Origin of the sequence: Streptomyces coeruleorubidus (assembly GCF_028885415.1) — a bacterium.
Classification (GTDB): Bacteria; Actinomycetota; Actinomycetes; order Streptomycetales; family Streptomycetaceae; genus Streptomyces; species Streptomyces coeruleorubidus_A.
On record NZ_CP118527.1, the window covers coordinates 6,444,525 to 6,470,590 of the forward strand.

Consider the following 26,066-nt stretch of genomic DNA (forward strand, 5'->3'; position numbering starts at 1 on the left):
CCTGCCGTTCGACGACACCGGGCACCCCGCCTCGCGGGGTGCCCGGTGTCGTCGTGAAGCGGAGGCAACGAGAAGGAAAGGGTTAGGGAAAACCCTCGATTTGCCGGGGACGGCCGTCCGGAGCGCCCCGTTCGCACTACCCTGCTGCGGAAGTGCCGCGCCCTGCCCGCGCACGGGCCCGTACAACGGCCTTGCGGTGGAGGCTTCTTGAGCGCGTGACAGCCCCGGTGGCACCCTGCACGGCAGTCACGGTAGCCGCAAGCGGTTTATCTCACTCTCGCGTCCGGAATGCGGACACTCGCCACCGATAGATGTGTAACAAGTCCGTTTCGCAGGGATCTTTCACCAAACCCTTTGTCCGGATTTTGGAAGATGTAGGCGTGAGCTGTGATCGAACCGAGACCTCGAGAGTGTGGTTCGCTCCTGGCGTTTGGCAGATAGTTAGGCGCGTAGAGCTCGGATGAACGGGTCATGCGCTGGAGGCGGCGCCGACTCACGAGCGCGGGGGCACCTGACGATTTCCGGCACCGGCGACGGGCGGTGGCGGTGGTCTGTCTGTGCTCCCTTCGCGGTGAACCAATGACTTCATAGGAGGAACCCATGCGCGGTGCCAAGAGCGCCAAGTGGGTCGCGGGGGCGATAGTCGTCGCCCTGGCCGCCACCGCCTGCGGCGGCGGCGACAACAGTGCCGGCGACGACATGAACAAGGGGAAGGCCGACCCGAACGGCATCGTCACTGCGCAGCTGAGCGAGCCTCAGAACCCGCTGCAGCCGGCCAACGCCAAGGAGAGCCAGGGCAGCCGTGTCCTGCGCACGATCTTCGCCGGCCTGGTCGACTACGAGCCCGGCACCGGCAAGCTCGAGTACGTCAACGCCGAGTCGGTCACGCCGAACAAGGACGCGTCCGAGTGGACCGTCAAGCTCAAGCCGGGCTGGAAGTTCCACGACGGCACCCCGGTCACCGCCAAGTCCTACGTGGACTCCTGGAACTGGTCGGCCAACATCAAGAACAACCAGACCAACTCCAGCTGGTTCGCCGACATCGTGGGCTTCGAGGACGTGCACCCGGAGAAGGGTGAGCCGAAGTCCGACAAGATGTCGGGTCTGAAGGTCGTCGACGACAACACCTTCACGGTCAAGCTGACGCAGCCGGTCTCGTACTTCGCGTACAAGCTGGGCTACGACGTGTGGGCGCCGCTGCCCGAGGCCTTCTTCAAGGACCCGAAGGCGTTCGGCGAGAAGCCGGTCGGCAACGGCCCGTACAAGTTCGTCTCCTGGGAGCACAACAAGCTCATCAAGGTCCGCAAGTTCGCGGACTACCAGGGCCCGAACAAGGCCAAGAACGGCGGCATCGACTTCAAGAACTACACGACCGCCGACGCCGCCTACTCGGACCTGCGCTCCGACAACGTGGACTGGATCGAGCAGGTCCCGACCACCGCTCTGACGAGCTACAAGACGGACCTCGGCGACCGCGCCATCGACCAGCCGTACTCGGCCGTCCAGTCGATCGTCCCGGCGTTCTACACCAAGCAGTTCAAGGACATCGACCCCAAGGTCATCCAGGGTCTGTCCATGGCGATCGACCGCCAGACGATCACCAAGACCGTCCTCCAGGGCACGCGCACCCCGGCCGACTCCTACGTCGCCCCCGGCGTCCTCGGCTACAAGAAGGGCGCGCTCGGCGACATCGTCAAGTTCGACCCGGCCCAGGCCAAGAAGCTCATCCAGGAGGGTGGCGGCGTCCCGGGCAACAAGATCCAGATCCAGTACAACGCCGACCAGGACCACAAGCCGTGGGTCGACGCGGTCTGCAACTCGATCCGCAAGTCCACCGGTGTGGAGTGCACCGGCGACCCGAAGCCGACCTTCCAGGCCGACCTCGACGCCCGTGACAACGACCAGGTCAAGTCCATGTACCGCGGTGGCTGGGTGCTCGACTACCCGGTCAACTCGAACTTCATGCGCGACCTGTACGGCAGCACGGCGGCCGGTAACACCAGCGGCTACTCCAACAAGGAGTTCGACAAGCTGAGCTCCGAGGCGGACAAGGCCAGCTCGATCGACGAGACCGTGAAGCTGTACCAGCAGGCGGAGCAGCTCCTCGCCAAGGACATGCCGGCGATTCCGCTCTGGTTCTACAAGGTCAACAGCGGTCAGTCCAAGAACATCCTGGGCAAGATCGAGTACGGCCAGGACGGTGACCCGATCTTCGACACCATCCAGGTCAAGCAGAAGTAAGAAAACGACCGCAGACCGGTGCCGCCTCTCCCGTCAGGGGAGCGGCGGCGCCGGTCCGTAGGCACAGGCCTCCACCTCACCCCCTCACCTGCGGTAGATGAGTGCGCAGGCCTCGCCGACCCCTCACGGCATGGAGGCGCAAGATGGGGCGCTACGCCGCCAGGCGACTGCTCCAGATGATCCCGATCTTCATCGGGACAACTCTGTTGATCTTCCTGATGGTCCATATCCTGCCGGGCGACCCGGTCCGGGCCATCTACGGGGACAAGGCTCCCGATCCCGCACAGATCGCGCAGATCAAGCGCGAGTACGGTTTCGACAAGCCCGTCCTCGAACAGTACGTCCACTACATGTGGAATCTCCTCCAGGGAGACTTCGGCAAGAACCTGGCCGGCCGTCCGGTCACCGAACTCATGGCCGAGGCCTTCCCGGTGACGCTGCGTCTGACGCTGCTGGCCATCACCATCGAGATCATCATCGGCGTGGGCCTCGGCGCGTGGGCCGGTCTGCGGGCCGGCAGGGCCGCCGACACCGGCGTGCTGGTCTTCACGCTGACGGTGATCTCCATCCCGGTGTTCGTCCTCGGCTTCATCGCCCGGTTCATCTTCGCGGACGAACTCGGCTGGCTGCCGCCCAACGTCCAGGATTCCACGGACTTCGCGCAGTTGTTCCTGCCGGCCTTCGTCCTCGCCATGCTGTCCATGGCGTACGTGGCCCGGCTGACCCGGACGACCTTCGCCGAGAACCTGCGGGCCGACTACATGCGCACCGCGCTCGCCAAGGGGCTGCCCCGGCGCCGTATCATCGGTGTCCACCTGCTGCGCAACTCGCTGATCCCCGTGGTCACCTTCGTCGGCACCGACGTCGGCGGCTTCATCGGCGGCGCGGTCATCACCGAGGGCATCTTCAACATCCAGGGTGTCGGCAACCTCCTCTACAGGGCGATCCAGACGAGCGAGGGCTCGACGGTCACGGGTGTGGTGACGGTGCTCGTCCTCGTCATCCTCCTGATCAACCTGCTCATCGACCTGCTGTACGCGGTCCTGGACCCGAGGATCCGGTATGCCTGACGTGACCAAGGCCCAGACCACCGACTCCGCGGCCGTGGACGCCGTGGCCCCGCCGGCCGTCGACGTCCCCGTCAAGGAGAGCGGCAAGAAGAGCGACAAGCCGCGCTCCCTGTGGGGCGACGCCTGGTACGACCTGCGGCACCGGCCCATGTTCTGGATCTCCTCGGTGCTGCTGCTCCTGCTGCTGGTGATCGCCGCGTTCCCCGGCTGGTTCACCAGCGTCGACCCGCGTGACGGCGACCTCGTCAACCACTACCTGGGCAAGCCGCAGCTGGGGCACTTCTTCCAGCCGGACTGGTTCGGCTACGACCAGCAGGGCCGTTCCATCTACTCGCGGGTCATCCACGGCACTCGTGCCTCCATCCTCGTCGGCGTCGGCGTGACCGCCCTGGTCACCCTGCTCGGCGGTCTGCTCGGCATGCTGGCGGGCTACTTCGGCGGCTGGATCGACTCGGTGATCTCCCGGATCGTCGACATCTTCTTCGGCCTGCCGTTCCTGCTCGGCACGATGGTCGTCCTGAACGCCTTCACCGAGCGCAAGGTGTACGTGGTGATCCTGGCCCTGGCCTTCCTGGGCTGGACCTCGATCGCGCGCGTCACCCGCAGCTCGGTCATCACGGCCAAGCAGGCGGACTACGTGACGGCGGCCCGGGCGCTCGGTGCGGGCACCACGCGGATCCTGTTCCGCCACGTGATGCCGAACGCCATCGCGCCGACCATCGTCGTGGCCACGATCGCCCTCGGCGGGTACATCTCCGCGGAGGCGACGCTGTCGTTCCTCGGCCTCGGCCTCAGCGACCCGACGATCTCGTGGGGCATCGACATCTCCGAGGGCAGCAAGGTGATCCGGGACAACCCGCACACACTGCTGTTCCCCGCGGGCATGCTCAGCCTCACGGTCTTCGCGTTCATCATGCTCGGCGACGCGGTGCGCGACGCCCTTGACCCGAAGCTGCGCTGAGGAGGGCGTACGTGACCACCATCGAAGAGACCCGTGACGTGCCCGGGCCGCGAGGCGCGGCCGACGGCGACGTTCCCCTGCTCGAAGTGCGCGACCTGCACGTCGAGTTCCACACCCGTGACGGCGTCGCCAAGGCCGTCAACGGCGTCAACTACACCGTGAGCTCCGGCGAGACCCTCGCCGTGCTCGGCGAGTCCGGCTCCGGCAAGTCCGTGACCGCCCAGGCGATCATGGGCATTCTGGACATGCCGCCCGGGCGGATCCCCAAGGGCCAGATCCTGTACCGGGGCGAGGACATGCTCACCATGTCGGGCGACGCCCGGCGCAAGATCCGGGGCAGGAAGATCGCCATGATCTTCCAGGACGCGCTGTCCGCGCTGAACCCGGTGCTGTCCGTCGGCTACCAGCTCGGCGAGATGTTCCGCGTCCACCAGGGCCTGAGCAAGAAGGATGCCAAGGCCAAGGCGATCGAGCTGATGGACCGCGTGAAGATCCCGGCCGCGAAGGAGCGCGTCGGCGACTATCCGCACCAGTTCTCCGGCGGTATGCGCCAGCGCATCATGATCGCGATGGCGCTCGCCCTGGAGCCGGACCTGATCATCGCCGACGAGCCGACCACGGCCCTCGACGTGACGGTCCAGGCCCAGGTCATGGACCTGCTCGCGGAGCTGCAGCGCGAGTACAACATGGGCCTGATCCTGATCACCCACGACCTCGGCGTCGTCGCCGACGTAGCGGACAAGATCGCGGTGATGTACGCGGGCCGGATCGTGGAGACCGCCCCGGTGCACGAGCTGTACAAGCGGCCCGCGCACCCCTACACCAAGGGCCTGCTCGAGTCGATCCCGCGCCTGGACCAGAAGGGCCAGGACCTCTACGCGATCAAGGGCCTGCCGCCCAACCTGACCCGCATCCCGTCCGGTTGCGCCTTCAACCCGCGCTGCCCGCAGGCGCAGGACATCTGCCGTACGGACGTCCCGCCCCTGCACCCGGTCAGCGAGCGGGACGGCGGCGAGCTCGTCGGCCGCGGCAGCGCGTGCCACTTCTGGAAGGAGACGATCCATGGCTGACCTGGAGAAGACGGACGAGGCCATGGACGCCACTCCCAACGTCACCGAGGTCGAGACGGTCGAGGCCGCCACCGACGAGGAGGCCGTGGCCGCCATCGAGGCACCGGCCGAGCGCGGCGAGCCGATCCTCCAGGTGCGCAACCTGGTGAAGCACTTCCCGCTGACCCAGGGCATCCTGCTCAAGCGTCAGATCGGCGCGGTCAAGGCCGTGGACGGGGTCTCCTTCGACCTCTACCAGGGCGAGACGCTCGGCATCGTGGGCGAGTCCGGCTGCGGCAAGTCCACGGTCGCCAAGCTGCTGATGATGCTGGAGACGGCGACCGCGGGCGAGATCTTCTACAAGGGCCAGGACATCACCAAGCTGTCCGGCCGCGCCCTGAAGGCCGTACGCCGCAACATCCAGATGGTCTTCCAGGACCCGTACACCTCGCTCAACCCCCGTATGACGGTGGGCGACATCATCGGGGAGACCTTCGAGATCCACCCCGAGGTGGCCCCGAAGGGCGACCGCCGCCGCAAGGTCCAGGACCTCCTGGACGTCGTCGGCCTCAACCCCGAGTACATCAACCGCTACCCGCACCAGTTCTCGGGCGGTCAGCGCCAGCGCATCGGCATCGCCCGCGGCCTGGCGCTCAACCCCGAGATCATCATCTGCGACGAGCCGGTCTCCGCGCTGGACGTGTCCGTCCAGGCGCAGGTCATCAACCTGATGGAGAAGCTCCAGGACGAGTTCAACCTGTCCTACCTCTTCATCGCGCACGACCTGTCGATCGTCCGGCACATCTCGGACCGGGTGGGTGTGATGTACCTGGGCAAGATGGCCGAGATCGGTACGGACACGGAGATCTACGAGCACCCGACCCACCCCTACACGCAGGCGCTGCTCTCCGCGGTGCCGGTCCCCGACCCGGAGTCCCGCGAGGGCCGCGAGCGCATCATCCTCACGGGCGACGTCCCGTCCCCGGCCAACCCGCCCTCGGGCTGCCGCTTCCGCACCCGCTGCTGGAAGGCCCAGGACAAGTGCGCCCAGGAGGTCCCGCTCCTCGCGGTCCCCGAGCGCTTCAAGGGCGAGGACACCCCGGCGGCCCACGAGTCGGCCTGCCACTTCGCCGAGGAGAAGGACGTGGTCCACGCGGCCTGACGGCCCTGTACGGCGTCCCTTCCGGTTCCCGGCCCTTCTTGCCGAAGGCGCCGGGAACCGGCGTTCGAGGATCTGGATTGCTGCATCACATCGAACTCTGGGTTCCCGACCTCCCCCGGGCGACCCGCGAATGGGGCTGGCTCCTCGGCCGGCTCGGCTACGACCCGTACCAGGAGTGGGACCACGGCCGCAGCTGGCGCCTGGGCGCGACGTACCTCGTGGTCGAGCAGCCCCTGCCCTGCGAGCCGCCGAGCACGACCGCATGAGGCCCGGCCTCAACCACCTGGCGTTCCGCGCCGGGACGCCGGCAGACGTCGACGCGCTGGCCCGGGAGGCCTCCGCGCACGGCTGGGCCTCCCTGTTCACCGACCGCTACCCCCACGCCGGAGGCCTCGGGCACTACGCCGCCTACCTCACCAATACGGACGGCTTCGAGGTCGAGCTGGTGGCTGCCGAAGTGTGCACAAACCCCCGCGAACTGCGTTAACACGCAGGCAACTTCGCCGACCCGATCCCGATATACGGACACGTCAGGCTGAACAGCGTACGGCCGTGCGGGTGCCGTAAACGGGCCGGGGCGCGCCATGTCGCCCCGGCCCGTTGCATGCTCAGGCGCCGGTGATCCCCAGGGATCGCTTCAGGAAGTCGACCTGGAGCAGCAGCAGGTTCTCCGCGACCTGTTCCTGCGGGGTGATGTGGGTGACCCCGGACAGCGGCAGCACCTCGTGCGGGCGGCCGGCGGCCAGGAGGGCCGAGGAGAGCCGCAGGGCGTGGGCGACGACCACGTTGTCGTCGGCGAGGCCGTGCACGATCATCAGCGGGCGGTGCGGCTCGGCGGGGGAGGAGAGGCCGTCCGCCGTGACGAGGGAGCTCCTGGCGTACGCGTCCGGGTGCTCGGCCGGATCCCCCAGGTAGCGCTCCGTGTAGTGCGTGTCGTACAGGCGCCAGTCCGTCACCGGCGCGCCCGCGATCCCCGCGTGGAAGACGTCCGGGCGGCGCAGCACCGCTAGGCCCGCCAGCCAGCCGCCGAAGGACCAGCCGCGGATCGCCACCCGGGACAGATCCAGCGGAAACCTCTTCGCGAGGTCCTCCAGGGCCTCCACCTGGTCGTCCAGCGACAGCGTGAAGTCGTGGTGGATCCCCTTTTCCCAGGCGGGGGAGCGGCCCGGGGTGCCCCGGCCGTCCGCGACGACCACCGCGAATCCCTGGTCCGCGAACCACTGCGAGGTGAGATGCGGGTTGTGCGCCGCGAAGACCCGCTGCCCGTGCGGTCCGCCGTACGGGTCCATGAGCACCGGCAGGGGGGTGTCACCGGCGTAGTCCTGAGGCATAAGCATGGCGCACGGGATGCGGCGTGCGCCCCCCTCGGTGAGAGTCACACGGGGGGACATACCAGGATCTTCGGCGTGCGAAGGGACAACAACCGCCGCTTTTCCGTCGCGCAGTACCTGCACCCGCGCACCTGGCCGGTCCAGCGTCGCCGAGACCAGAACCGTCACGTCCCCGGCCCGCGCCGCCGAGTGCACGCCCGGCTCCTGCGACACCCGCTCCACGCCCAGCTCGTTCACCCGGTACACATGCACCTGGCCCGTCTCCGCCTCGGCGGCCTCCTGGCCCGCGGACGCGGAGATCAGCACGTCGTCGTCGGAGACGTCGAGCACGGCCCGCACATGCAACTGCGCCCCCGTGAGCGGCCGGTCCCCGACCGCCAGCACCCGCGCACCGCCCTCGTCCGCGATCCGGACCAGCTGCCCGGCCGGACTCCAGCACGGCACTCCAGGGAAAAGATCAAGCCATGTTCGATCTTCGTCGGCGTGCACCATCCGGGTCGCGCCAGACTCCGGATCCACGGCGAGAATCAGCTGGCTGCGCTGGTCGCGCGCCTGGACCAGCAGCAGCGGCGCACCCGCAGCTGACCAGTGCACACGCGCCAGATACGGGTACCGCGCCCGGTCCCAGGCGACCTCCGTGCGCGCGCCGTCCAGACCGATCACGAACAGCCGTACGTCCGCGTTGCCGGTGCCCGCCGCCGGATACGCCACCCGCTGCGGCTCGCGTTCCGGATGGGCCGGGTCGGAGATCCACCACCGCTGCACCGGCGTGTCGTCCGCGCGCGCCACGAGTAGCCGGTCCGACTCCGGGGCCCACCAGAAACCGCGCGAGCGCCCCATCTCCTCGGCCGCGATGAACTCGGCCAGTCCATATGAGACATTCTCCGACTCCGGCTCGGCGAGCGCCCGGTCGCCCTCCCCCTCGGCACCCACGACGCGCATCGCACCCTGCGCGACGTAGGCGACATGCCGCCCGTCGGGCGACGGACGCGGGTCGATCACCGGCCCGGGCGTGGGCAGTTCACGCGCCGTCCCGGCCCGCAGCTCGGCCGCGAAAAGCCGCCCTGACAAGGCGAAAGAGGCCAACTCGACGGCTGTGTCGGTGGCGTACCCGACGATGCCTGCGCCGCCCTCCCGGCTGCGTTCACGCCGGGCGCGCTCCTCGGGCGAGAGGTCCTCCGATGCGCCGCCCAGCAGGGCGCGCGGGTCGGCGGCCACGCGCTCCCCGCCCTCCTCCGGGTCGAGGACCCACAGTGAATTCGCCCGGTCCGTACCGGAACCGGAGCGCAGGAACACGACACGTGAACCGTCAGGCGCCACAGTGAACGAACGCGGCGCGCCGAGCGTGAAGCGCTGGGTACGGGCGTGCCGTCGGGGGAAGGAGTCAGGCTCGGTCGTCATGCCCTGACCATATTGGCCATGCGCCCCCTTGTGCGGCCGTGCGCCGATCGATGCGCACGGACGGATAGTTATGATCAATGTCGCATAGTGGGTATGAACCTGCTGGCTGCTGTACGGATTTGATGCCCCCCATAGTCCGACCCCCCCCGCGCCCTCGTGGATCTTTGGAGGTGAGCCGCCGTGGCACTCTCGATTTCGGCGGTGGTGCTGCTGGCGATCATCGTCTTCCTGCTCATCAAGAAGTCAGGTCTGAAGGCGGGGCATGCGATCGTCTGCATGCTGCTCGGCTTCTACCTCGCCTCCTCGACCGTCGCTCCCACGATCAACGAGCTGACGACGAACATCGCGGGCATGATCGGCAGCATCAAGTTCTGACCGCCGCGCCTTCCGGCCGGGTACCGGAGAAAGACCCGGGTCTCGGCCGGAGTCGATGCCTCGTCCGTCCCGATGTCCGGCGTCCCCGAGTCGCGTTCCGTAAGCTTGGCGAGCCGGGCATGAGCGAGGGACAAGGGGGCGGCGCGTGGACGACGAGAGCGTGGACAGGCGACTTCGGGAGCAGGCGAAGGCGTCCCCCAACTTCGGACGCCTCTACGGGTATCAGCCGCTCCTCGCCATCTACGGCTCGCAGGCCGAACTCACCGTCCTGACCAATCCGAACGCCGCCTACGTCAGCGCCGGCCAGTTCGGTGAGGTGCTGGCCGAGGAGTTCGTCACGCGGACGGGCACGCGCGTCGAGGGGACGAACCAGGTCGACCGCATCAACGCCCTCACCCGGGCCGGTGTCCTCGTCGGCTGGAGCCGCGACGCCTTCCACAAGCTGCGCCGGGGCCGCAACGACGCTGCGCACAACCACCTCTTCGACACCACCAAGGCCCTGGAAGCCCTGAAGCTCTGCTGGCAGTTGGGCGACCTCTTCGACCGGGCCATGGGCGGCACCCGGGCGGTGACCGCGTTCGTTCCGCCCACTCTGCCCGAGGAAACGCCGGAGACCGATCCCCAGGAGATCGCGGAGCTGCGTGAGGCGCTGGAAGGGCACCGGCGCACGCTCGCCGAGTCCCGCGTGAAGCTGTCGGAGGTCGGGGACCGCCTGGAAGCCGAGCGCCGGGCCCGCGCCGAGGCGGAGAAGATCATCATTAGTGCGGAACAGGCGAAGGCCACGTACACCGCGCAGATCGAGGAGTTGCAGGCACAGATCGCCGAGCTGCGGACGGCACATCAGCAGCGGTACGACGTCGAGCGGCTCAAGCCGCGCCCGGTGGCCTCCGCCGCCCGCGACGCCATCGTGGAGCGCGCCCAGCGTCCCGCTCCGCTCAACGAGGTGCAGGCGCGGAAGAAGATCGATGCCATGCTGTCCCGGGCGGGCTGGATCATTCAGGACAAGGCGGACGCCAACCCGCTGGCGGGCACGGGTGTCGCGATCCGCGAGTTCGCCCTCGCCACCGGCCGAGCCGACTACGTCCTCTACGTCGACGGGAAGATCGTCGGCGTCATCGAGGCCAAGCGCGAGGGGACCCCCCTGGCCGGGGCCCTCGCCCAGAACGAGCGGTATGCGGCGGGCGTGCTCAAGGAACACGCGATGGCGGTGTGGCGCCGCGACGAACCCTTTGCCTTCCGCTACGCCACCACGGGCACCGAGACGTACTTCCTCAACCGCGTCGACCCGGACTCCCGCTCCCGCGAGGTCTTCGCCTTCCACCGCCCCGCGACCCTCGGCGCCTGGATGCGGTACGCCGACGAGCATCCGGACGCGCCGACCTTCCGGGCGGCCCTGCGCACATTCATGCCGCTGCTGGAGACCCACGGCCTGCGCATGGCACAGGTCGAGGCGATCACCCGCCTGGAGGCCTCCCTGGCCGCCGACCAGCCGCGCGCGTTGATCCAGATGGCCACCGGAGCCGGCAAGACGTTCACGGCCGTCACTGAGGTGTACCGGCTGCTCCGGTACGCCGGCGCCCGTCGGATCCTCTTCCTCGTCGACCGTAATAACCTCGGCCGCCAGGCCCGCGCCGAGTTCGACAAGTACCGCACCCCGGACGAGAACCGGAAGCTCACCGACCTCTACAACGTCGACATGCTGGGCCGCGGCGGTCTCCAGGAGACGTCGTCGGTCGTCATCTCGACGATCCAGCGGATGTACTCGCTCCTCAAGGGAGAGCAGTTGGCCGAGGGGGCGGAGACTGAGGACCGCGAGGACGAGGCAGCGTCGCCCCTGGACGATTCCTACGTGACGGACGAGCCGATCACCGTCGAATACAACCCCGACGTTCCGATCGAGTCCTTCGACGTGATCGTCATCGACGAGTGCCACCGCTCCATCTACGGACTGTGGCGCGGCGTCCTGGAGTACTTCGACGCCCACCTCGTGGGTCTCACCGCCACGCCCACGCGTCAGACCAAGGGCTTCTTCGACCACAACGAGGTCTCCCGCTACACCTACGAACAGGCGGTCGCCGACGGCGTCAACGTCGACTTCGACATCGCGCGCATCGTGACCGACCTGCGGGAAGAGGGCGTCGTCGCGAGGATCGAGGCGGGGACGACGGTACGGATCCGCGACCGGCAGACCCGCAGCCAGCGCTACGAGGAGCTGGACGAGGACTTCACCTACACGGCCCCGCAGATCGGCCGCACCGTCATCACGGAGGACGAGGTCCGTGCCGTGCTGACGACCTACCGGGACAACTGGCAGCGGTGGTTCCCCGGCCGGGCCGACGTTCCCAAGACGCTGATCTTCGCGGGTCCGTACGACGATCACGCCGACGAGGTGCTCAAGCAGGTCAAGCAGATCTTCGGCCGGGGCGACGACTTCGCCAAGAAGATCACCTACAAGTCCCGCGACAACGGCGACGACCCCGAGGCTCTCATCAACGACCTGCGTAACTCGCCGCGGCTGCGGGTCGCCGTCACCGTCGACATGATCGCCACGGGCACGGACGTGAAGCCGCTGGAGTGCGTGATCTTCCTGCGGCCGGTGAAGAGCCCGGTGATGTTCGAGCAGATGAAGGGGCGGGGTGCCCGTTCGATCGACGCGAATGAACTGAAGGCGGTCACCCCGGAGGCGGCGCCCGACCTGAAGAAGGACCGTTTCGTCCTGATCGACGCGGTCGGCGTCACGGATTCCCCGCTGGTGGACGCCCGGCCGCTGATCCCGGCGGGCGCGCAGCGCGGCATCCCGTTGGCCAAGCTGCTCGACAAGGCGGGCACGCGGTCCTTGACGGCCGACGAGGCGGAGACCCTGGCCCGGCGCCTGGCCCGCATCGACCGGCAGCTAGGGGACGAGGAGCGGGGCCTGATCGCCGAGACGTCCGGTGGGCCGAGCCTGGCCGACCTGGCCCGCCGCATCACGGACGCGGTGGATGTCGACACGCAAGACCGGGCCCGGTACGAGGGCGGTCCCGAGCTGGCGGAGAAGCTCGTCCAGGACGCGGTGGCCCCGCTCACCTCCCGCCCCGCGCTGCGCAAGCTGATCCTGGAGATCCGCCACCAGCAGGACCTGACCTACGACGAGACGACTGAGGTCAAGGTCACCGAACTGCGCGAGATCCCGATGGAGGAGCGTGCGCAGAAGGAGCTGGCCGAGTGGAACGAGCTGCTGGAGAAGGAGCAGCGGGACGAGAACGCGGCGATACAGGTCGCGCTGGGCAGCGGGGCGCGGCGCGCTCCGGGCGAGGCGCGGGCCGCACTGAAGGAACTCGCCGGCCGCATCAAGGCGACGAAGCGTTCGTGGACGACGGCGGTCCTGTGGGACTACTACGAGCAGGTCGGGAAGGCGGCGGCCGGTCCCGGCAAGGACGCGGGCCTCGGCGACCTGGTGCGGCTCATCCGGTACGAGCTGGGCGCGGACGACGAGCTGAGGCCGTACCGTACGGTGGTCGAGGAGCGCTTCGAGGGCTGGCTGCTGAGGCAACGGCAGGCGGGCGTGGAGTTCACCGAGGAACAGCTGTGGTGGCTGGAGCGGATCAAGAACGCCATTGCCGTCGACGTCGGCATAGAGCCCGGGGACTTCTCCGTCGCGCCATTCTCCGAGCGGGGCGGCGGCCGGGGCTTCATGCGGGCGTTCGGTGACAAGGACCGGGCGCTGGAACTGTTGGATGAGCTGAATCAGGAACTGGCTTGAGCGAGAGCGGCGGCATGGACGGGGAGAGGGAGCTTCCGGCGGGGTGGGCTTGGGTTCGGCTCGGCGATGCTGGGGAGTGGTACGGCGGTGGTACGCCGTCCAAGGGTTACCCCGAGTACTGGGACGGTGGTGAGATCCCGTGGTTGTCTCCAAAGGACATGAAGAGTGATGTCCTAAAGGGAACGCAGGACGATGTCACTCGCCGCGCCTTGGAGGAAACAGCCATCCGCTTGGTTCCACAAGGATCCGTCGCCATAGTGACCAGGTCGGGTGTCCTGGAACACTCCATGCCGGTTTCCTTGGTTCCATTCGCGACTACCCTGAATCAAGACATGAAGGCCATTGTCCCGTATCGTGGGATCCATCTGCGTTGGTTGTTTTGGGTGCTCCGAGCGCATGAAAAAGACATCCTGCGGAGGTGTCGAAAGGCGGGCACCACGGTCGCTTCGCTGTCTACCCCCGCGTTGCGGGAAATGCAAATCCCCGTCGCGCCTCTTGCGGAGCAGCGCCGAATCATCGCGACGCTCGAAGAAAAGTTGTCGCGACTGGAGGCGGCCCAGCAGTCCCTGACTCGGGCAGAGGCGATGATTCCCCGTCACAGCAGAGCTCTCAAAACGGTGGTGAGCGCGGGGCGTCTTTCTGTTGATGTGAAATCTCGGTCTTCGGTGGACATCGCTGACATCAAAACTCAGCGCCGTGCCCTCTGGGTAGAGCAGCGCGGCAGAAAGACGTACAAGGAGCCGGTCGAAGCAGACAGTGACTTTCCGCTGGAGATTCCGCCCAATTGGTGCATTGCGAGCCTTGAGCAAGTCACGGATCCAGTGCGCCTCATTCGGTATGGCATCCTCAAGCCTAAGGTTACCGACGGAGGTGTCGTTCCATATGTCGAGGTTAGGGACCTGGCTGGCTGTACGCTTTCAGGGAAGGTGTTCAATCGAACAACAAGAGAACTGGATGAGCAATTTTCAGGGGCAAGGCTTCAGCCTGGCGACTTGCTCATCGCAGTTCGAGGGTCCTACGAGCGGTCAGCTATAGTGCCTCCTGAACTAGATGGCGCGAATATTAGTCGAGATGTTGCGAGGATCTCGACGCTCTCATTCGTGATGCCCGCGTTCCTTCAAATCTACCTGCAGAGCGACATTGCGCAACGGTATCTCAAGAAGCATGCGCGAGGTGTGGCCGTAAAGGGGGTGAATATTTCGGCTTTGCGGGCTATGCCTATTCCTGTTCCGCCCATTGAGGTGCAGTGCATGCTTGCCGAGGCTGTGCAGGATCAGGATAATCTCATGAGTATCGTTTCGGGGGAGATGAGGCGCGCCAAAAGCCGCGCGAATTCCTTGTGCACGGCCTTGTTGAAAAAGGCGTTCGTTGGCGACCTGGTTCCGCAGGACCCTGAAGAGGAACCCGCCTCCATTTGTTTGACTCGTATTGCTGATGGACGGGCAATCCAGCCCGCGTCAAAGCGTCCGCGTAAGGCTACGGCCAAGAAGCTGGCCAAGGCACCCGCACCCCGAGCTGCCGAGTCACTCGCCCCGGCCCCCGAACCAACCCCCGCCCCCGCCCTCGCCGTACAGCAGGAGTTCGACCTGTGACCGCCCCCGCAGACGCCCAGCAGCCCGCCGCAGAGCCGGTCAAGACGGCCAAGGTGGTCGCGCAGACCAGCACGCTCGTCGCCAAGCTCTGGAACTACTGCAACGTCCTCCGGGACAACGGCATGTCCACCATCGAGTACGTGGAGCAGCTCTGCTACCTGCTCTTCCTCAAGATGGTCGACGAGATGGAGAACGACCCGTGGGAGGGGCGGGACATGAGCGCCATCGTCCCCGCCGAGTACAACTGGCAGTCCCTCGTCACCAAGCGCGGTCTTGAACTGGAATCGCACTATCGGGCCGTTCTGGAACACCTCGGCCGCCACCCGGACACCACCATCGGGACGATCTTCGCCGACGCCCAGAACCGGATCACCAAGCCCGCCCTCCTTGAAAAGCTGGTCGTTGATCTGATCGGCCGCGAGGACTGGATGGTCACGGGGACAGACCTCAAGGGTGACGCCTACGAAGGCTTGCTCGCCAAGGGCGCCTCGGACACCAAGACCGGCGCCGGCCAGTACTTCACGCCCCGCCCTCTCATCGACGCCATGGTCGACGTGATGCAGCCCGGCCCGGACGACACGATCACCGACCCGGCCTGCGGCACCGGCGGCTTCCTCATCGCGGCCCACGCATACATCCGCGATCACCACATGAAGACCATGTCGCTGGACGACCGCAAGGCCTACGATGAGGGTCGCAAGATCTGGGGCAACGAACTCGTCACCGGCACCGCCCGTCTCGCCGCGATGAACATGCTCCTACACGGCATCGGCAAGAGCGACGGCCCGAGTCTGATCACCGTCGGTGACGCCCTCGCCGACAAGCCTAGCGGCAAGCACGCCACTCTCGTCCTCGCGAACCCTCCCTTCGGCCGCAAGTCCGCGATCACCGTGATCGGCCAGGACGGCGACGTCGAGAAGGAGGACATCCAGTACGACCGTGACGACTTCACCGCCACCACCACGAACAAGCAGCTCAACTTCCTGCAACACATCATGTCGCTCACTGCGGTCGGCGGACGTGCCGCCGTCGTTCTGCCGGACAATGTCCTCTTCGAGGGCGGGGCCGGTGAGAAGGTCCGCCGTAAGCTGCTCGACGAGTTCGATCTGCACACCATCCTGCGGCTGCCTACCGGCATCTTCTACGCGGGCGGCGTCAAGGCCAACGTCCTGTTCTTCGAGAAAAAGCCCCCGCGCGCCGACGGCAAGCCGCACACCACCGAGACCTGGGTCTACGACTTCCGCACTGGCCAGCACTTCACGCTCAAGCAGCGCCCGCTCACCCGCGCCCACCTGGACGACTTCGTGGCGGCCTACCGACCGGGCGAGCCCCGCTCCTCCCGCGTCGAGTCGGAGGACGAGAACGGGCCGTTCAAGAGGTTCACCTACGAGGAACTGGTCGCCCGCGACAAGGTCAACCTCGACATCACGTGGATGAAGGACCCCGCCCTCGACGACGCCGACAGCGGCCTGCCGCCCGAGGTGATCGCCGAGGAGATCGTCCGCGACCTCCAGTCCGCCCTGAACGAGTTCACGGCCATCGCCCGCTCCCTGGGCGGCGACGTGGACGTACCGGAGGTCGAGGTCGAGTAGCCGTTCAGCCCTCGGACGCGTACGTCACGAAGTCGGCCCAGGCCTTTGGCGTCAACCGGAGGCGGGGGCCGACTATGTGCTTGGAATCGCGGACGTGGATGGTCTCGGGGGCGGTGGCGACCTCCACGCAGTCGCTCGGGTTACTGCTGTCGCTGTAGCTGCTCTTGAACCACACCAGCGCGGATGCGTCTTCGGTAGAGGCCTTGCGGATCATCTTTCTCCCACCAGTTGCTCGACGAAGGCCAGTGACTCCTGTGCGGTCAGAGCCTCGGCCCGGATGATGCCATAGCGCAGTTCAAGGATCCTGACCTGCCTCGGATCATGGACGGGGCGGCCATTGAACTCGTCATCCATGCGCCCAACCGCCGTACCGTCGTCGAACTTCAGCACCTGGATGCGGCCTCCGGTCCCAGGATGGTTCCAGCGGTCCGTCGGCATCACCTGGATCTCCACGTTTGGCAACTGTCCGACTTCCAGGAGGTGTTCGAGCTGACTGCGCCACACCATCTTGCCTCCGACGGGGCGCCTGAGTGTCGTCTCTTCCAGGACGAAGCTGAGCTCAGGAACTGGTGCGCGATCGAAGATCGCCTTTCGGGCCATACGCGCCGCCAGTGCCTGCTCCAACTGGTCTTCCGGGTTCACCGGCCGCCGTGTTCTTAGCAAGGCCCACGCGTACTCCTTTGTCTGGAGCAAGCCGTGCAGGTTGTGATTGCCGTACGAGAGCAGCTCTACGGCCTTGGCCTCCATCTCCGCCAGATCCCGCACCTTCTTCGGGTACCGAACCTTCTTCACGTCCTCCTTCATCGCCGCGAGCAACCCACCCGCCCCCAACACCTCGTCCGCCATGTCCAGGTACTCGGGCCGTGGGATCCGCTTCCCGGCCTCGATCTTGTACACCATGTCCTCGCCGTACCCCACCGCCTCCCCGAACTCGGCAGCCCGCATCCCCACCGCTTCCCGCCGCAGCTTCAGCTGTCGCCCAACGGTCGCGATGACGGCCAGTCCCCAGTCGTCATCCGGGTCCACCTCCCAACCCGGTTCATCCGCCTCGGTCTTGAGCCGCCTTACCTCACCGTTCACCGACATCCCGTGCCCCTCCGCTCGTACGGCCTTACCGACCCGCCTTCGTACCCGTACGGCCCGTCCCGACAAGCCCGGACACCACTGGACAAGCCGCGGGCAGTCACCGTACGCAACGGCGTCGTTACTGTTCACGGTAAGCGCACTCCGCCACGCTGAGTGACGTGAATCAAGAAACCACCACCCCCGAGGTTCAACCCGACACACCAGTCCGCGATTTCAAAGTCACCGAACTCGGGGTGACCGCCTCCCTCAGCTGCAACACCCGCACCCCAATGCGAGGCCGGCCGAGGCCTCCCGCCCGCAGCGGACCCTCACCGGTTCCCGCCGGGGCGGGAGAGCCGTGCCCCTGCATGGCCGAAACGCATACGCACCGTTGAACGCGCCTGAGAAGCCCCAGAAGATGGTCATGAGCGCCCTGCCTCACCGGTTCACGGGGGTCCGGGACGAATGACACAGTGCCGGCGTTTAGAGGCCGGTGGGAACGGAGGCTGATCGGTGCTGGCATGCGGCGGCGCGGTCGTGAGCGGTGTCCGATGAGGAACCGTATGCAGGTCGCGCTTCAGATCATGCTGGCGCTGGTCGCCTGCTTGCTCGGGATCGCTACCAACTACGCGACCAATACCGACGAGGTCCCCTGGGCGCTGGCGGCGATTCAGCGGTTCGCTGTTCCGGCCATCGGAGTGTTGATTGTGGCACTTGTGGTCGGACAGGTTGTCGTCTACCGGCTGGAGAACCCCGCACCGCCTCGGGCCGAGTGGCCGCGTGAGCGGGTTCCGTACCCGGGCCTCGACGCCTTCGACGAGGACGAGGCACCCGTCTATTTCGGCAGGGAGGCACAGGCTGCCGAACTGACGCGCAGGCTGCACGCCACCGCGACCCACCCCGCTGACCGGTTCCTGTTGCTGGTCGGGGCGTCCGGAAGCGGAAAGTCCTCGCTGGTCAGGGCAGGGGTGATGCCTCGGCTTCGGGAGCGCCGCTGGACCGTCGTGCCGGCCTTCGCTCCTGGGCCCAGCCCGCTGGGCGCCCTCGCGGGTGCGTTGGCAGCCGTCGTCGACGGGCCGGAACCGGCGAGTGCCGTACTGCGCAGGCTGCGTCAAGGGCCGGACGCGCTGCGAGCCGAGCTGTCGCGGCTGCGTGGCGGCCGGTTCCGGCGAGTCCTCCTCGTGGTCGACCAGTTCGAAGAGGTCGTCACCCTGGCGGGGGAGCGTGAACGCGTCCAGTTTCTCGAAGCGTTGCGGACCTGTCTGGAACAGGATCCGGCGGTGCGCGTGCTGGCCACCCTCCGGGTGGATCTGCTCGGCAGGCTTCTCGGCACCGGACAGGCGGAGCTCTTCCAACACCCCGTCGCCATCGGCGCATTGGGCAGAGCGCAGCTCGCCGAAGTCGTTGAGCGACCGGGCGCCCTCGTCGGGCTCGGCTTCGAGGCCGGAGTGGTCGACTCCATCGTGAGCGAGACCGGGACGGACGACGCATTACCGCTGCTCGCCTATCTCCTCCAAGAGCTGTACTTCGCCTCCGGCCCTGGCGGGACGGTGACCGAGGAGCTTTACCGGCGGCTCGGCGGAGTGCCGGGCGCGCTGGCCCGCCAGGCTGACAACACCGTGACCGGGCTCGGTGCAGGGGTGGGCATCGACGCCGTCCTCCGTGTTCTGCTCCGGTTCGTCACTATTGAAGGGCAGGACGTGGCTCGCCGCCATGTACCGCTGTCCGAACTCGACGGACAGGACCGTCACGTCGTCGATGCCTTCGTCGAGGCACGGTTGCTGCGCACCGACGTCACGGATGGCGGCTCCACAACCACCAGTGAGCCCTACGCACAGGTGACGCACGAGGCGCTGTTCCGCCAATGGGCCCCGTTGCGGCAGGAGGTCGAGGCGCGTGCCGAACGACTTCGCGAGCGCGCCGAACTGGAACGGTGGGCGGCCGATTGGGAGCGGGCCGGACGCAGCGACGACTACCTGCTCACCGGGGAACGCCTCAGCGCCGCCCGGCGCTGGCTGGAAGCGCTGGAGGAATCCGGGCAGGCGTCCCCACCCGCCCGCGCACTCGTCGAGTCCTCGCAGCGCCGCGACCTGAGCTTCCTCAGCAGGGTCTCCGACAGCATCGGGCGACAGGTCCTCCTGAGCGCGGAAGCCGAACCGGAGCGTTCACTGCTGCTGTCGCTCGCCGCGCTCGGTGAGTGCACACCCACGCCCTCGGCCAGACGTGGGCTGATGGCGGCGCTGGCGGCAAGTCACCTCCGTGCCCGGCTCGACGGACACACTGACACAGTCCGGCACATCGCCTGGTCCCCCGACGGGCGCATGCTGGCTACGGCGTCCAGGGACGGCACAGCTCGCGTCCACGACGCACCGTCCGGACGCACCCGGCTGGCGCTGCCGTGCGACGGCGTCATGGTCGAGTCCGTTGCCTGGTCGCCGGACTCGACGAGGGTGACAACCGTCGGCCGGGACCGTGTCGTACGCATCTGGGATGCGGCCTCGGGAGAGCCGATCCGGCTGCTCACCGGAGGTGGGGACCTCAACAGACAGGTGGCCTGGTCGCCGGATGGCCGGCACGTTGCGGCGAGCTCCAGGGACCGGATCGTCCGGGTATGGGAGGCCGATAGCGGTCGGGTCGTGCACGAACTGCACGGGCATAGCGAGGACGTGTGGGGTGTGGCCTGGGCGCCAGATGGCGACCGCCTCGCCTCCGCCTCTCATGATCAGACCGCGATCGTGTGGGACCTGACGACCGGGGCGGCAGCCACCACACTCAACGGGCACTCGGACTTCGTCGAGGGCATCACCTGGTCACCCGACGGACGGCACATCGCCACCGGCTCCGGGGACCACACCGCCCGTATCTGGAATGCCAGGACCGGCGACCTGCGCCTGTTGCTGCGAGGACACACCGACTACGTGTGGAACCTGGCCTTCTCGCCAGACGGGCGGATGCTGGCCAGCGCCTCCTCGGACCGCACCGTGCGCATCGTCGACACTGAGGACGCCAAGGTCCTGGCCGTACTGCGAGGCCACACGGACACAGTGTGGGGCGTCACCTGGTCGCCCTGCGGGACCATGCTCGCCACCAGTTCCACCGACGGCACTGGCATGCTGTGGGACCTGCGCCCGCGTGGCGCCGAGGTCGTACTGGCCGACGGACACCGAGGCCCGGTGAACCAAGCCGCGTGGTCCAGCAATGGCGACCGTTTCGCCACGGCCTCGGACGACGGCACCGTGCGGGTGTGGGACGCGGGCACCGGTGCTCCGGCCGGACCGGTGATCGATTGGGAGGACCGAGTTTGGTCTGTCGCCTGGGCTCCCCAGGGGGAACGACTCGCGTTCAGTACGAACGACGGACTGTTTCGGATCGTCGACGGGCGCGGCAGCACACTGTTCGAGCGAAACGGCGAGGTCATCGAGGGGTGCGCATGGTCTCCGAACGGCGGCCGGATCGCCACCGGTGGTCACGACGGCGCCGTGCGCGTCCTGTCCGCCCCGGACGGGACTGAGCTGCTGAAACTTACGGAACATCAGGACTGGGTGGGGCGCGTGGCCTGGTCGCCGAGCGGTCGGCTGCTCGCCAGCTGTTCCGATGACCGTACGTGTCGACTGTGGGACATCGGGGAGGGGCGGCAGTTCACAGTGCTGCGCGGTCACGAGAACTACGTGGAGGACGCGGCCTGGTCTCCGGACGAGACGAGGATCGTTACCGCTTCCGGCGACTGGACCGCCGCTGTGTGGGATACCGCCACCGGGCGACGTATCGAGGTGCTCAGGGGGCACGAGGGGCGGCTTCGCGCCGTCGCCTGGTCACCCGACGGCCTGCATATCGCCACAGGCGCCGACGACCGCACTGTACGGGTCTGGTCCGCCGCAACCCTTGAAGAGGTCGCCGTCGTCGGTGTGCACCAAGACAAGGTGCTCTCCGTGGCCTGGTCCCCGGACGGCACGCGGCTGCTCACGGGATCGGCCGACGGGACGGCGCGGGTGTGGAGAGCGGAGCCCGACTATGACCGGCTGGAGGCCACTGCCCGGGGGAGGGTCTTCCGTACCCTCACCCACGAGGAACGGCGGCAGCATCTGCTGCCGCTCGACCCCGTGTGACCTAGTGATCAGTAGGCCGGTTCGACCGTGCTCTCTTCGGTGCGGACAAGGTAGTCGTCCGGGTTCAGGCCCATCGCTTCGCGCTTGGGTGACGACCAGTACAGGGCGTTGCGCTCGGCGAAGGTCTCCGGGCCCTCGTAGGAGATCAGCCAGACGAACTGATTGCGCTCGCGGTCCACCCAGGCTCCTCCGATCGTGAATCCCAACTCCAGTCGCAGCGGGACGATTTCTCCCCGCCACCGCTGTACCCACTCGTCGAGCAGGCCGTCCCGGACCGTGTACGTACGCAGTTGTGTGGTCTTCGGCATGGCAGACATCCTCTCCGAGCGGCGAAAGCCGGTGTGCCGCCGGAACCCGAAAACTCGTGCTTCGGCGAAAGGGACGCTCTCTTTCCCAAGAACCACGGCGGCGAAATGACCTCACCAAACCCCACCCCTCCCGCCCGCGGCAGCTGCTCACCCGCGCGAGTGAACATCGGCAACTCGACTGGATTCCCAGCCCCTTGCTGGCCCTACGCTCGGCGCAACACAACCGCAGACATGAGACGGCCCCCGCCGGGACGGGCAATCCCAGTGCGAGGGCCTGACCACCGAGGAAGGTAGAGCTTCCCGATGGGTACCCAGAACCCTAGCGTGCCCCCGCACGCCCAGGCCCGCGTTGCGGGCAACAAGCACCCGAACCGGCGGCCCGGCGCGGCCCACCGCACCGGCGGGCTCCAGCACGACAACGCACGCCACACCACCCGCTTCACGGTGATCGGCAATCACCTGGCCCAGCACAAAGAGTTCTCGCTCCTCGCCATCGGGCTCGGCACGCACCTCCAGTCGCTGCCGAAGGGCGCTCCGGCCGACATCAAGACACTCGCCGCCCGGTTCCCCGAGGGAGCCACCCGGATCGCCGCCGCCCTCCGCGAACTGGAGGCCCACGGCTACCTGCGCCGCGAACGCGTCCGTACCTCCACCGGCCGCATCGTGACCCGCACGATCTCCTGCAATCAGCCGACGGCGGCCCGCCACCGCCCGGAGACCCACGACCACCCGGAAGCCCGAGCCGCTGCGAAACCGCAGCAGCGGGAGGCGTGCGAGGAAAGCAGGGCGCACCCCAGGCGGGCGGCGCGCGGGGAACGAGCGCCCCGCAAGCCGCTCCCGGACGTACCGCGCCCCGCGTACCCCGCCCCCGCGCTCCTCGAGGCCGCCACCGACCTCCTCGCGGACCTCCGCCGCCACGACCCCCGCTTGCTCCTCTCCGCCTGCGACACGGCCCACCTAGCCCCCGGCGTCGCCGCCTGGCTGGAGCGGGACGTCGCCCCCGCAGCCGTACGCCGCGCCCTGAGCGCCGACCTGCCGCCCGAGGGCGTACGCCGCCCCGCCGCCCTCCTGGCCCACCGCCTTGCCGCCCAGCTCCCGCCCCCGGCCCCGTTCCGGGCGCCGGCCGTCGCGCCGCCGCCACCGGCACGACACCCGATGCAGAACTGCGACGGCTGCGACCGCGGATTCCGCGCTCCCCGCCCCGGCCGCTGCCGCGACTGCCGCTCCGACCTCCAGGAGGCCGCCTAGCATGAACGTGACGATCCTTGCCCCTGGGCACAGACGACGAGGAGCGAGCGCCATGACCATCGCACCCGGCAACGCGCGGCGGGACGGCTCCCATCTGTACCGGGCCATGAGGGATGTCGTGCAGTCGATGGACGACACCCTTCCCGGGAAGTTCGAAGTCACCAAGGAAGGGATCGTGCACGACATGATGTCGCCGGGAGGCCCGCACGAGGTCACGGCCGCGCAGGTCAGCCGTCGTCTGGAGAAGGTCATGCCGGACGAGTTGCTGGCCCACAACGGCACGCCCGACGTGGAAGACGTGCCCGAGGGCATCATGCGGCACCCGGACGTGATGGTGATCGCCTGGGCCGACCTTGACGTCGAAGGCTCCGTCGACCCCCGTACGGTCGTCGCCGCCATCGAGATCGTCTCGCGGTCCAACCCGGAGAACGACTGGGTGGGCAAGATGCGCGACTACCCGCTGATCGGCATCCCGATCTACGTGATCTTCGATCCCCGTACCGGCAGCGGTGCCGTCTTCACCGACATCCACTCCACGCCGGAGGGCCCCCGCTACGCGGTGCGCAAGAACTTCGTCTACGGCGAGGACGTCACCATCGGTGAGTGGACCATCTCCACGAGTGGCCTGCCGCGCTACCAGGACGACGGCGCGGATGAGGACGAGGCGCGAGGGGCGTGATCCGGAAACGGAGGGGGCAGTTTCGGCCACCTTCGCCCGTGCCGCACGTCCTGTCTTGACCCGCCCCCCGGCGACTCCGCGATCGTGCTGGTGAAGATCGTGGCGAAGAGTGATCGTGGGGTTGCGCATGGCTGTTTCCAGACCGCAGACGCGTCAGTTCGAGGCGTTCATGACGAACCTGTCGTACGCCCGGCGCATGGTCGAGGCAGGCCGGATGCTCACGCCCTTCCGGTCGCCCACGATCGACATCGACGACTTCTACCGGGCGGCCTGGGTACAGGCCGTCGCCGCCATCGACCACTGGCTGCACGAGGAGGTGCTGCGCCGGGTGGCCGAACTGACGGCCAAGGACAGCCCCGAGATGCCGCCCCAGCTGCGGAGGTACGAACTGCCGCTGCACCGGGTCGAGGCGGTGCGGCGAGGTGACGTCACGCTCTCCGAGGCCGTCGTGGAGCACCTGCGGGAGAAACTCGCCGTACAGGCGCTCCAGCACCCCGGAAAGATCTCCGAGGTGCTCCGGCTCGTGACGGAGAGGAAAGTCTGGTTCGAGGCCGCGGGATGCATCAACCAGCATTTCTTCCAGGGGCGGACAACGTTCAACGAGAAGAAGCTCCGCAGCCGGTACCTGGAGATCACTCAGCGCCGCAATAAGATCGCGCACGACGCCGACCTGATCGACGGCGATCTCAAGCGGCGTCGTCCGATCGACGAGGCCGAGGTGACGGACGCCATCGACTGGATCGAGCGGATCGCCCTGGCCATCGCCCATGTGCTCGACGAGAAGGGGTGACGGGCGGGGGGCGACGAACAGCGGTCCGGTGCCTCATAGGGTGGTCCCATGACGGAACTGCCCGACCGGCGTCTGCTGCTGGTGCACGCGCACCCGGACGACGAGTCGATCAACAACGGCGCGACCATGGCCAGGTACGCGGCCGAGGGTGCCCACGTCACCCTGGTCACCTGCACCCTCGGTGAACGCGGCGAGGTCATCCCGCCCGAGCTCGCGCACCTGACCGGCCCCGCCCTGGGCCAGCACCGCCGCCGGGAGCTCGGCGCCGCCATGGCCGAGCTCGGCGTCCGGGACTTCCGCCTGCTCGGCGGCGCCGGACGCTACAGCGACTCCGGGATGATGGGCCTGCCCGACAACGACGACCCCGCCTGCTTCTGGCAGGCCGACGTCGACGAGGCCGCCGCACACCTCGTCGAGGTGATCCGTGAGGTACGCCCCCAGGTCCTCGTCACCTACGACGACAACGGCGGCTACGGCCACCCCGACCACATCCAGGCCCACCGCGTCGCCATGCGGGCCGTCGAACTGTCCGCCGAGGCCGGCCGGCCGATCCCGAAGGTCTACTGGAACCGGGCCCCCCGGTCCGTTGTGGAGCAGTCCTTCGCCCGGCTCCGGGAGGACCTGCCCGGCCTGCCCTTCACCAAGGCGGCCGACGTCGACGACGTGCCGGGCGTCGTGGCCGACGAGCAGATCACCACCGCGGTCGACGGCACCGCGCACGCCGCCGCCAAGGCCGCCGCGATGCGCGCCCACGCCACCCAGATCACCGTGTCCGGGCCGTACTTCGTGCTGTCCAACGAACTCGCCCAGCCGATCCTCACGACCGAGTACTACGAGCTGGTGCGCGGCGAGCGGGGCTCCGGCGAGCGGGAGACGGACCTGTTCGCCGGGATCGAGGAGGCCTCATGAGCGACCGGAGTCCGATGCTCGCCCAGCCGATGCGACCGCCCTCCGCCGGACGGGCCGCCGCCGTTGCCGGGTTCTTCCTGCTCGGAGCCGTGGTCGGCGCGGCCGGCGCGCTGGTGCAGCCCGGGTGGTTCCCGGGCGGGCTGCTGCTCGCCCTCGCCGGCGAGGCCGGGCTCGTCCTCGGTGCCGCGCGCGTCACCCGCGGGCGGGCCGGGGGTGTCGCGGCCGCCGCCGGCTGGATGCTCGCCGTGGTCCTGCTCACCGCCAGCCGCCCGGAGGGCGACTTCCTGTTCGCGGCGGGGGCCGGCTCCTATCTCTTCCTGCTCGGGGGCATCGGCGTGGCTGTGATCTGTGCCACCCTCGCCCCGAGGCGGCAACCGGACGGCGACCCCGTCCGACTTGGCAAGTGACGTACCACTTCGCCAGGACGCGCCCGTGGGGGTCCGGT

General features: G+C 68.0%; 19 protein-coding genes and 1 pseudogene. 16 read left to right on the top strand and 4 right to left on the bottom strand.

Annotation, left to right across the window (positions count from 1 at the left end; translation table 11 throughout):
- The first annotated feature begins 600 nt into the window (after positions 1-600).
- The 6 genes and pseudogenes from PV963_RS30110 (at position 601) to PV963_RS30135 (ending at position 6,970) form a co-directional block, all read left to right on the top strand.
- Entirely contained in the window at positions 601-2,241 is a 1,641-nt protein-coding gene (locus PV963_RS30110; protein ID WP_274819171.1) for a peptide ABC transporter substrate-binding protein, read from the top strand.
- 143 nt (positions 2,242-2,384) lie between these two features.
- Positions 2,385-3,311, top strand: a complete 927-nt coding sequence (locus PV963_RS30115; RefSeq protein ID WP_274819173.1) for an ABC transporter permease — start codon at positions 2,385-2,387, stop codon at positions 3,309-3,311.
- Positions 3,304-4,272, top strand: a complete 969-nt coding sequence (locus PV963_RS30120; protein WP_274819174.1) for an ABC transporter permease — start codon at positions 3,304-3,306, stop codon at positions 4,270-4,272. Before PV963_RS30115 ends, PV963_RS30120 begins: the two co-directional genes overlap by 8 nt.
- An 11-nt stretch (positions 4,273-4,283) precedes the next feature.
- Entirely contained in the window at positions 4,284-5,342 is a 1,059-nt protein-coding gene (locus tag PV963_RS30125; RefSeq protein WP_274819176.1) for an ABC transporter ATP-binding protein, read from the top strand.
- Positions 5,335-6,483, top strand: coding sequence for an ABC transporter ATP-binding protein (locus PV963_RS30130; protein ID WP_274819178.1), 1,149 nt, complete (start codon positions 5,335-5,337; stop codon positions 6,481-6,483). The genes PV963_RS30125 and PV963_RS30130 overlap by 8 nt, the downstream gene beginning before the upstream one ends.
- A 77-nt stretch (positions 6,484-6,560) precedes the next feature.
- Positions 6,561-6,970, top strand: a pseudogene (locus tag PV963_RS30135) (VOC family protein).
- Between the two features lie 121 nt (positions 6,971-7,091).
- Here PV963_RS30135 and PV963_RS30140 read toward each other — a convergent pair.
- Entirely contained in the window at positions 7,092-9,215 is a 2,124-nt protein-coding gene (locus PV963_RS30140; RefSeq protein WP_274819180.1) for a S9 family peptidase, read from the bottom strand.
- Positions 9,216-9,395: 180 nt separating this feature from the next.
- On the opposite strand from PV963_RS30140, the gene PV963_RS30145 reads away from it, so the two are divergent.
- The 4 genes from PV963_RS30145 to PV963_RS30160 all read left to right on the top strand — a co-directional run bounded on the left by PV963_RS30145 (position 9,396) and on the right by PV963_RS30160 (position 16,516).
- A complete protein-coding gene (locus tag PV963_RS30145; RefSeq protein WP_030842840.1) occupies positions 9,396-9,590 on the top strand; it encodes a hypothetical protein in 195 nt (64 codons plus the stop codon).
- A 145-nt stretch (positions 9,591-9,735) separates the two neighbouring features.
- Entirely contained in the window at positions 9,736-13,332 is a 3,597-nt protein-coding gene (locus tag PV963_RS30150; RefSeq protein WP_274819184.1) for a DEAD/DEAH box helicase family protein, read from the top strand.
- Positions 13,329-14,924 (top strand): restriction endonuclease subunit S, encoded by a 1,596-nt coding sequence (locus PV963_RS30155; protein WP_274819186.1) that lies wholly within the window; start codon positions 13,329-13,331, stop codon positions 14,922-14,924. The genes PV963_RS30150 and PV963_RS30155 overlap by 4 nt, the downstream gene beginning before the upstream one ends.
- Positions 14,921-16,516, top strand: a complete 1,596-nt coding sequence (locus PV963_RS30160; RefSeq protein ID WP_425540957.1) for a type I restriction-modification system subunit M — start codon at positions 14,921-14,923, stop codon at positions 16,514-16,516. Before PV963_RS30155 ends, PV963_RS30160 begins: the two co-directional genes overlap by 4 nt.
- A 4-nt stretch (positions 16,517-16,520) precedes the next feature.
- On the opposite strand, the gene PV963_RS30165 is transcribed toward PV963_RS30160, so the two are convergent.
- Together PV963_RS30165 and PV963_RS30170 are read right to left on the bottom strand one after the other, a co-directional pair.
- Positions 16,521-16,730, bottom strand: a complete 210-nt coding sequence (locus PV963_RS30165; RefSeq protein WP_274819188.1) for a DUF397 domain-containing protein — start codon at positions 16,728-16,730, stop codon at positions 16,521-16,523.
- Complete coding sequence (locus PV963_RS30170; RefSeq protein ID WP_274819190.1) at positions 16,727-17,602, bottom strand: helix-turn-helix domain-containing protein; 876 nt, start codon at positions 17,600-17,602, stop codon at positions 16,727-16,729. The genes PV963_RS30165 and PV963_RS30170 overlap by 4 nt, the downstream gene beginning before the upstream one ends.
- A gap of 542 nt (positions 17,603-18,144) precedes the next feature.
- Between PV963_RS30170 and PV963_RS30175 the strand changes: the two genes are divergently transcribed.
- Positions 18,145-21,687, top strand: coding sequence for a WD40 repeat domain-containing protein (locus tag PV963_RS30175; protein WP_274819192.1), 3,543 nt, complete (start codon positions 18,145-18,147; stop codon positions 21,685-21,687).
- 8 nt (positions 21,688-21,695) lie between these two features.
- Here the strand turns inward: PV963_RS30175 and PV963_RS30180 are convergent, their stop codons facing one another.
- Positions 21,696-21,995, bottom strand: a complete 300-nt coding sequence (locus PV963_RS30180; protein WP_274819194.1) for an NIPSNAP family protein — start codon at positions 21,993-21,995, stop codon at positions 21,696-21,698.
- 303 nt (positions 21,996-22,298) lie between these two features.
- On the opposite strand from PV963_RS30180, the gene PV963_RS30185 reads away from it, so the two are divergent.
- From PV963_RS30185 to PV963_RS30205, 5 genes are all read left to right on the top strand, one after another.
- Positions 22,299-23,243: a helix-turn-helix domain-containing protein gene (locus PV963_RS30185; RefSeq protein ID WP_274819196.1), complete on the top strand. Its 945-nt coding sequence runs from the start codon at positions 22,299-22,301 to the stop codon at positions 23,241-23,243.
- Positions 23,244-23,295: 52 nt separating this feature from the next.
- A complete protein-coding gene (locus PV963_RS30190) occupies positions 23,296-23,922 on the top strand; it encodes a Uma2 family endonuclease (RefSeq protein WP_274819198.1) in 627 nt (208 codons plus the stop codon).
- 127 nt (positions 23,923-24,049) lie between these two features.
- A complete protein-coding gene (locus PV963_RS30195) occupies positions 24,050-24,712 on the top strand; it encodes a hypothetical protein (RefSeq protein WP_274819199.1) in 663 nt (220 codons plus the stop codon).
- A 48-nt stretch (positions 24,713-24,760) separates the two neighbouring features.
- Positions 24,761-25,621 carry an N-acetyl-1-D-myo-inositol-2-amino-2-deoxy-alpha-D-glucopyranoside deacetylase gene (mshB, locus tag PV963_RS30200; RefSeq protein WP_274819200.1) on the top strand — a complete coding sequence of 287 codons (861 nt, stop codon included), beginning with the start codon at positions 24,761-24,763 and terminating at the stop codon, positions 25,619-25,621.
- A complete protein-coding gene (locus PV963_RS30205) occupies positions 25,618-26,028 on the top strand; it encodes a DUF6113 family protein (RefSeq protein WP_274819201.1) in 411 nt (136 codons plus the stop codon). The genes mshB and PV963_RS30205 overlap by 4 nt, the downstream gene beginning before the upstream one ends.
- Positions 26,029-26,066: the final 38 nt, after the last annotated feature.

Coding starts and splice junctions, on each gene's coding strand:
- PV963_RS30140 (WP_274819180.1), bottom strand. CDS start 9,215: ATGACGACCGAGCCTGACTCCTTCCCCCGACGGCACGCCCGTACCCAG.
- PV963_RS30170 (WP_274819190.1), bottom strand. CDS start 17,602: ATGTCGGTGAACGGTGAGGTAAGGCGGCTCAAGACCGAGGCGGATGAA.
- PV963_RS30110 (WP_274819171.1), top strand. CDS start 601: ATGCGCGGTGCCAAGAGCGCCAAGTGGGTCGCGGGGGCGATAGTCGTC.
- PV963_RS30195 (WP_274819199.1), top strand. CDS start 24,050: ATGGCTGTTTCCAGACCGCAGACGCGTCAGTTCGAGGCGTTCATGACG.
- PV963_RS30190 (WP_274819198.1), top strand. CDS start 23,296: ATGACCATCGCACCCGGCAACGCGCGGCGGGACGGCTCCCATCTGTAC.
- PV963_RS30205 (WP_274819201.1), top strand. CDS start 25,618: ATGAGCGACCGGAGTCCGATGCTCGCCCAGCCGATGCGACCGCCCTCC.
- PV963_RS30130 (WP_274819178.1), top strand. CDS start 5,335: ATGGCTGACCTGGAGAAGACGGACGAGGCCATGGACGCCACTCCCAAC.
- PV963_RS30120 (WP_274819174.1), top strand. CDS start 3,304: ATGCCTGACGTGACCAAGGCCCAGACCACCGACTCCGCGGCCGTGGAC.
- PV963_RS30165 (WP_274819188.1), bottom strand. CDS start 16,730: ATGATCCGCAAGGCCTCTACCGAAGACGCATCCGCGCTGGTGTGGTTC.
- PV963_RS30180 (WP_274819194.1), bottom strand. CDS start 21,995: ATGCCGAAGACCACACAACTGCGTACGTACACGGTCCGGGACGGCCTG.
- PV963_RS30115 (WP_274819173.1), top strand. CDS start 2,385: ATGGGGCGCTACGCCGCCAGGCGACTGCTCCAGATGATCCCGATCTTC.
- PV963_RS30175 (WP_274819192.1), top strand. CDS start 18,145: ATGCAGGTCGCGCTTCAGATCATGCTGGCGCTGGTCGCCTGCTTGCTC.
- PV963_RS30185 (WP_274819196.1), top strand. CDS start 22,299: ATGGGTACCCAGAACCCTAGCGTGCCCCCGCACGCCCAGGCCCGCGTT.
- mshB (WP_274819200.1), top strand. CDS start 24,761: ATGACGGAACTGCCCGACCGGCGTCTGCTGCTGGTGCACGCGCACCCG.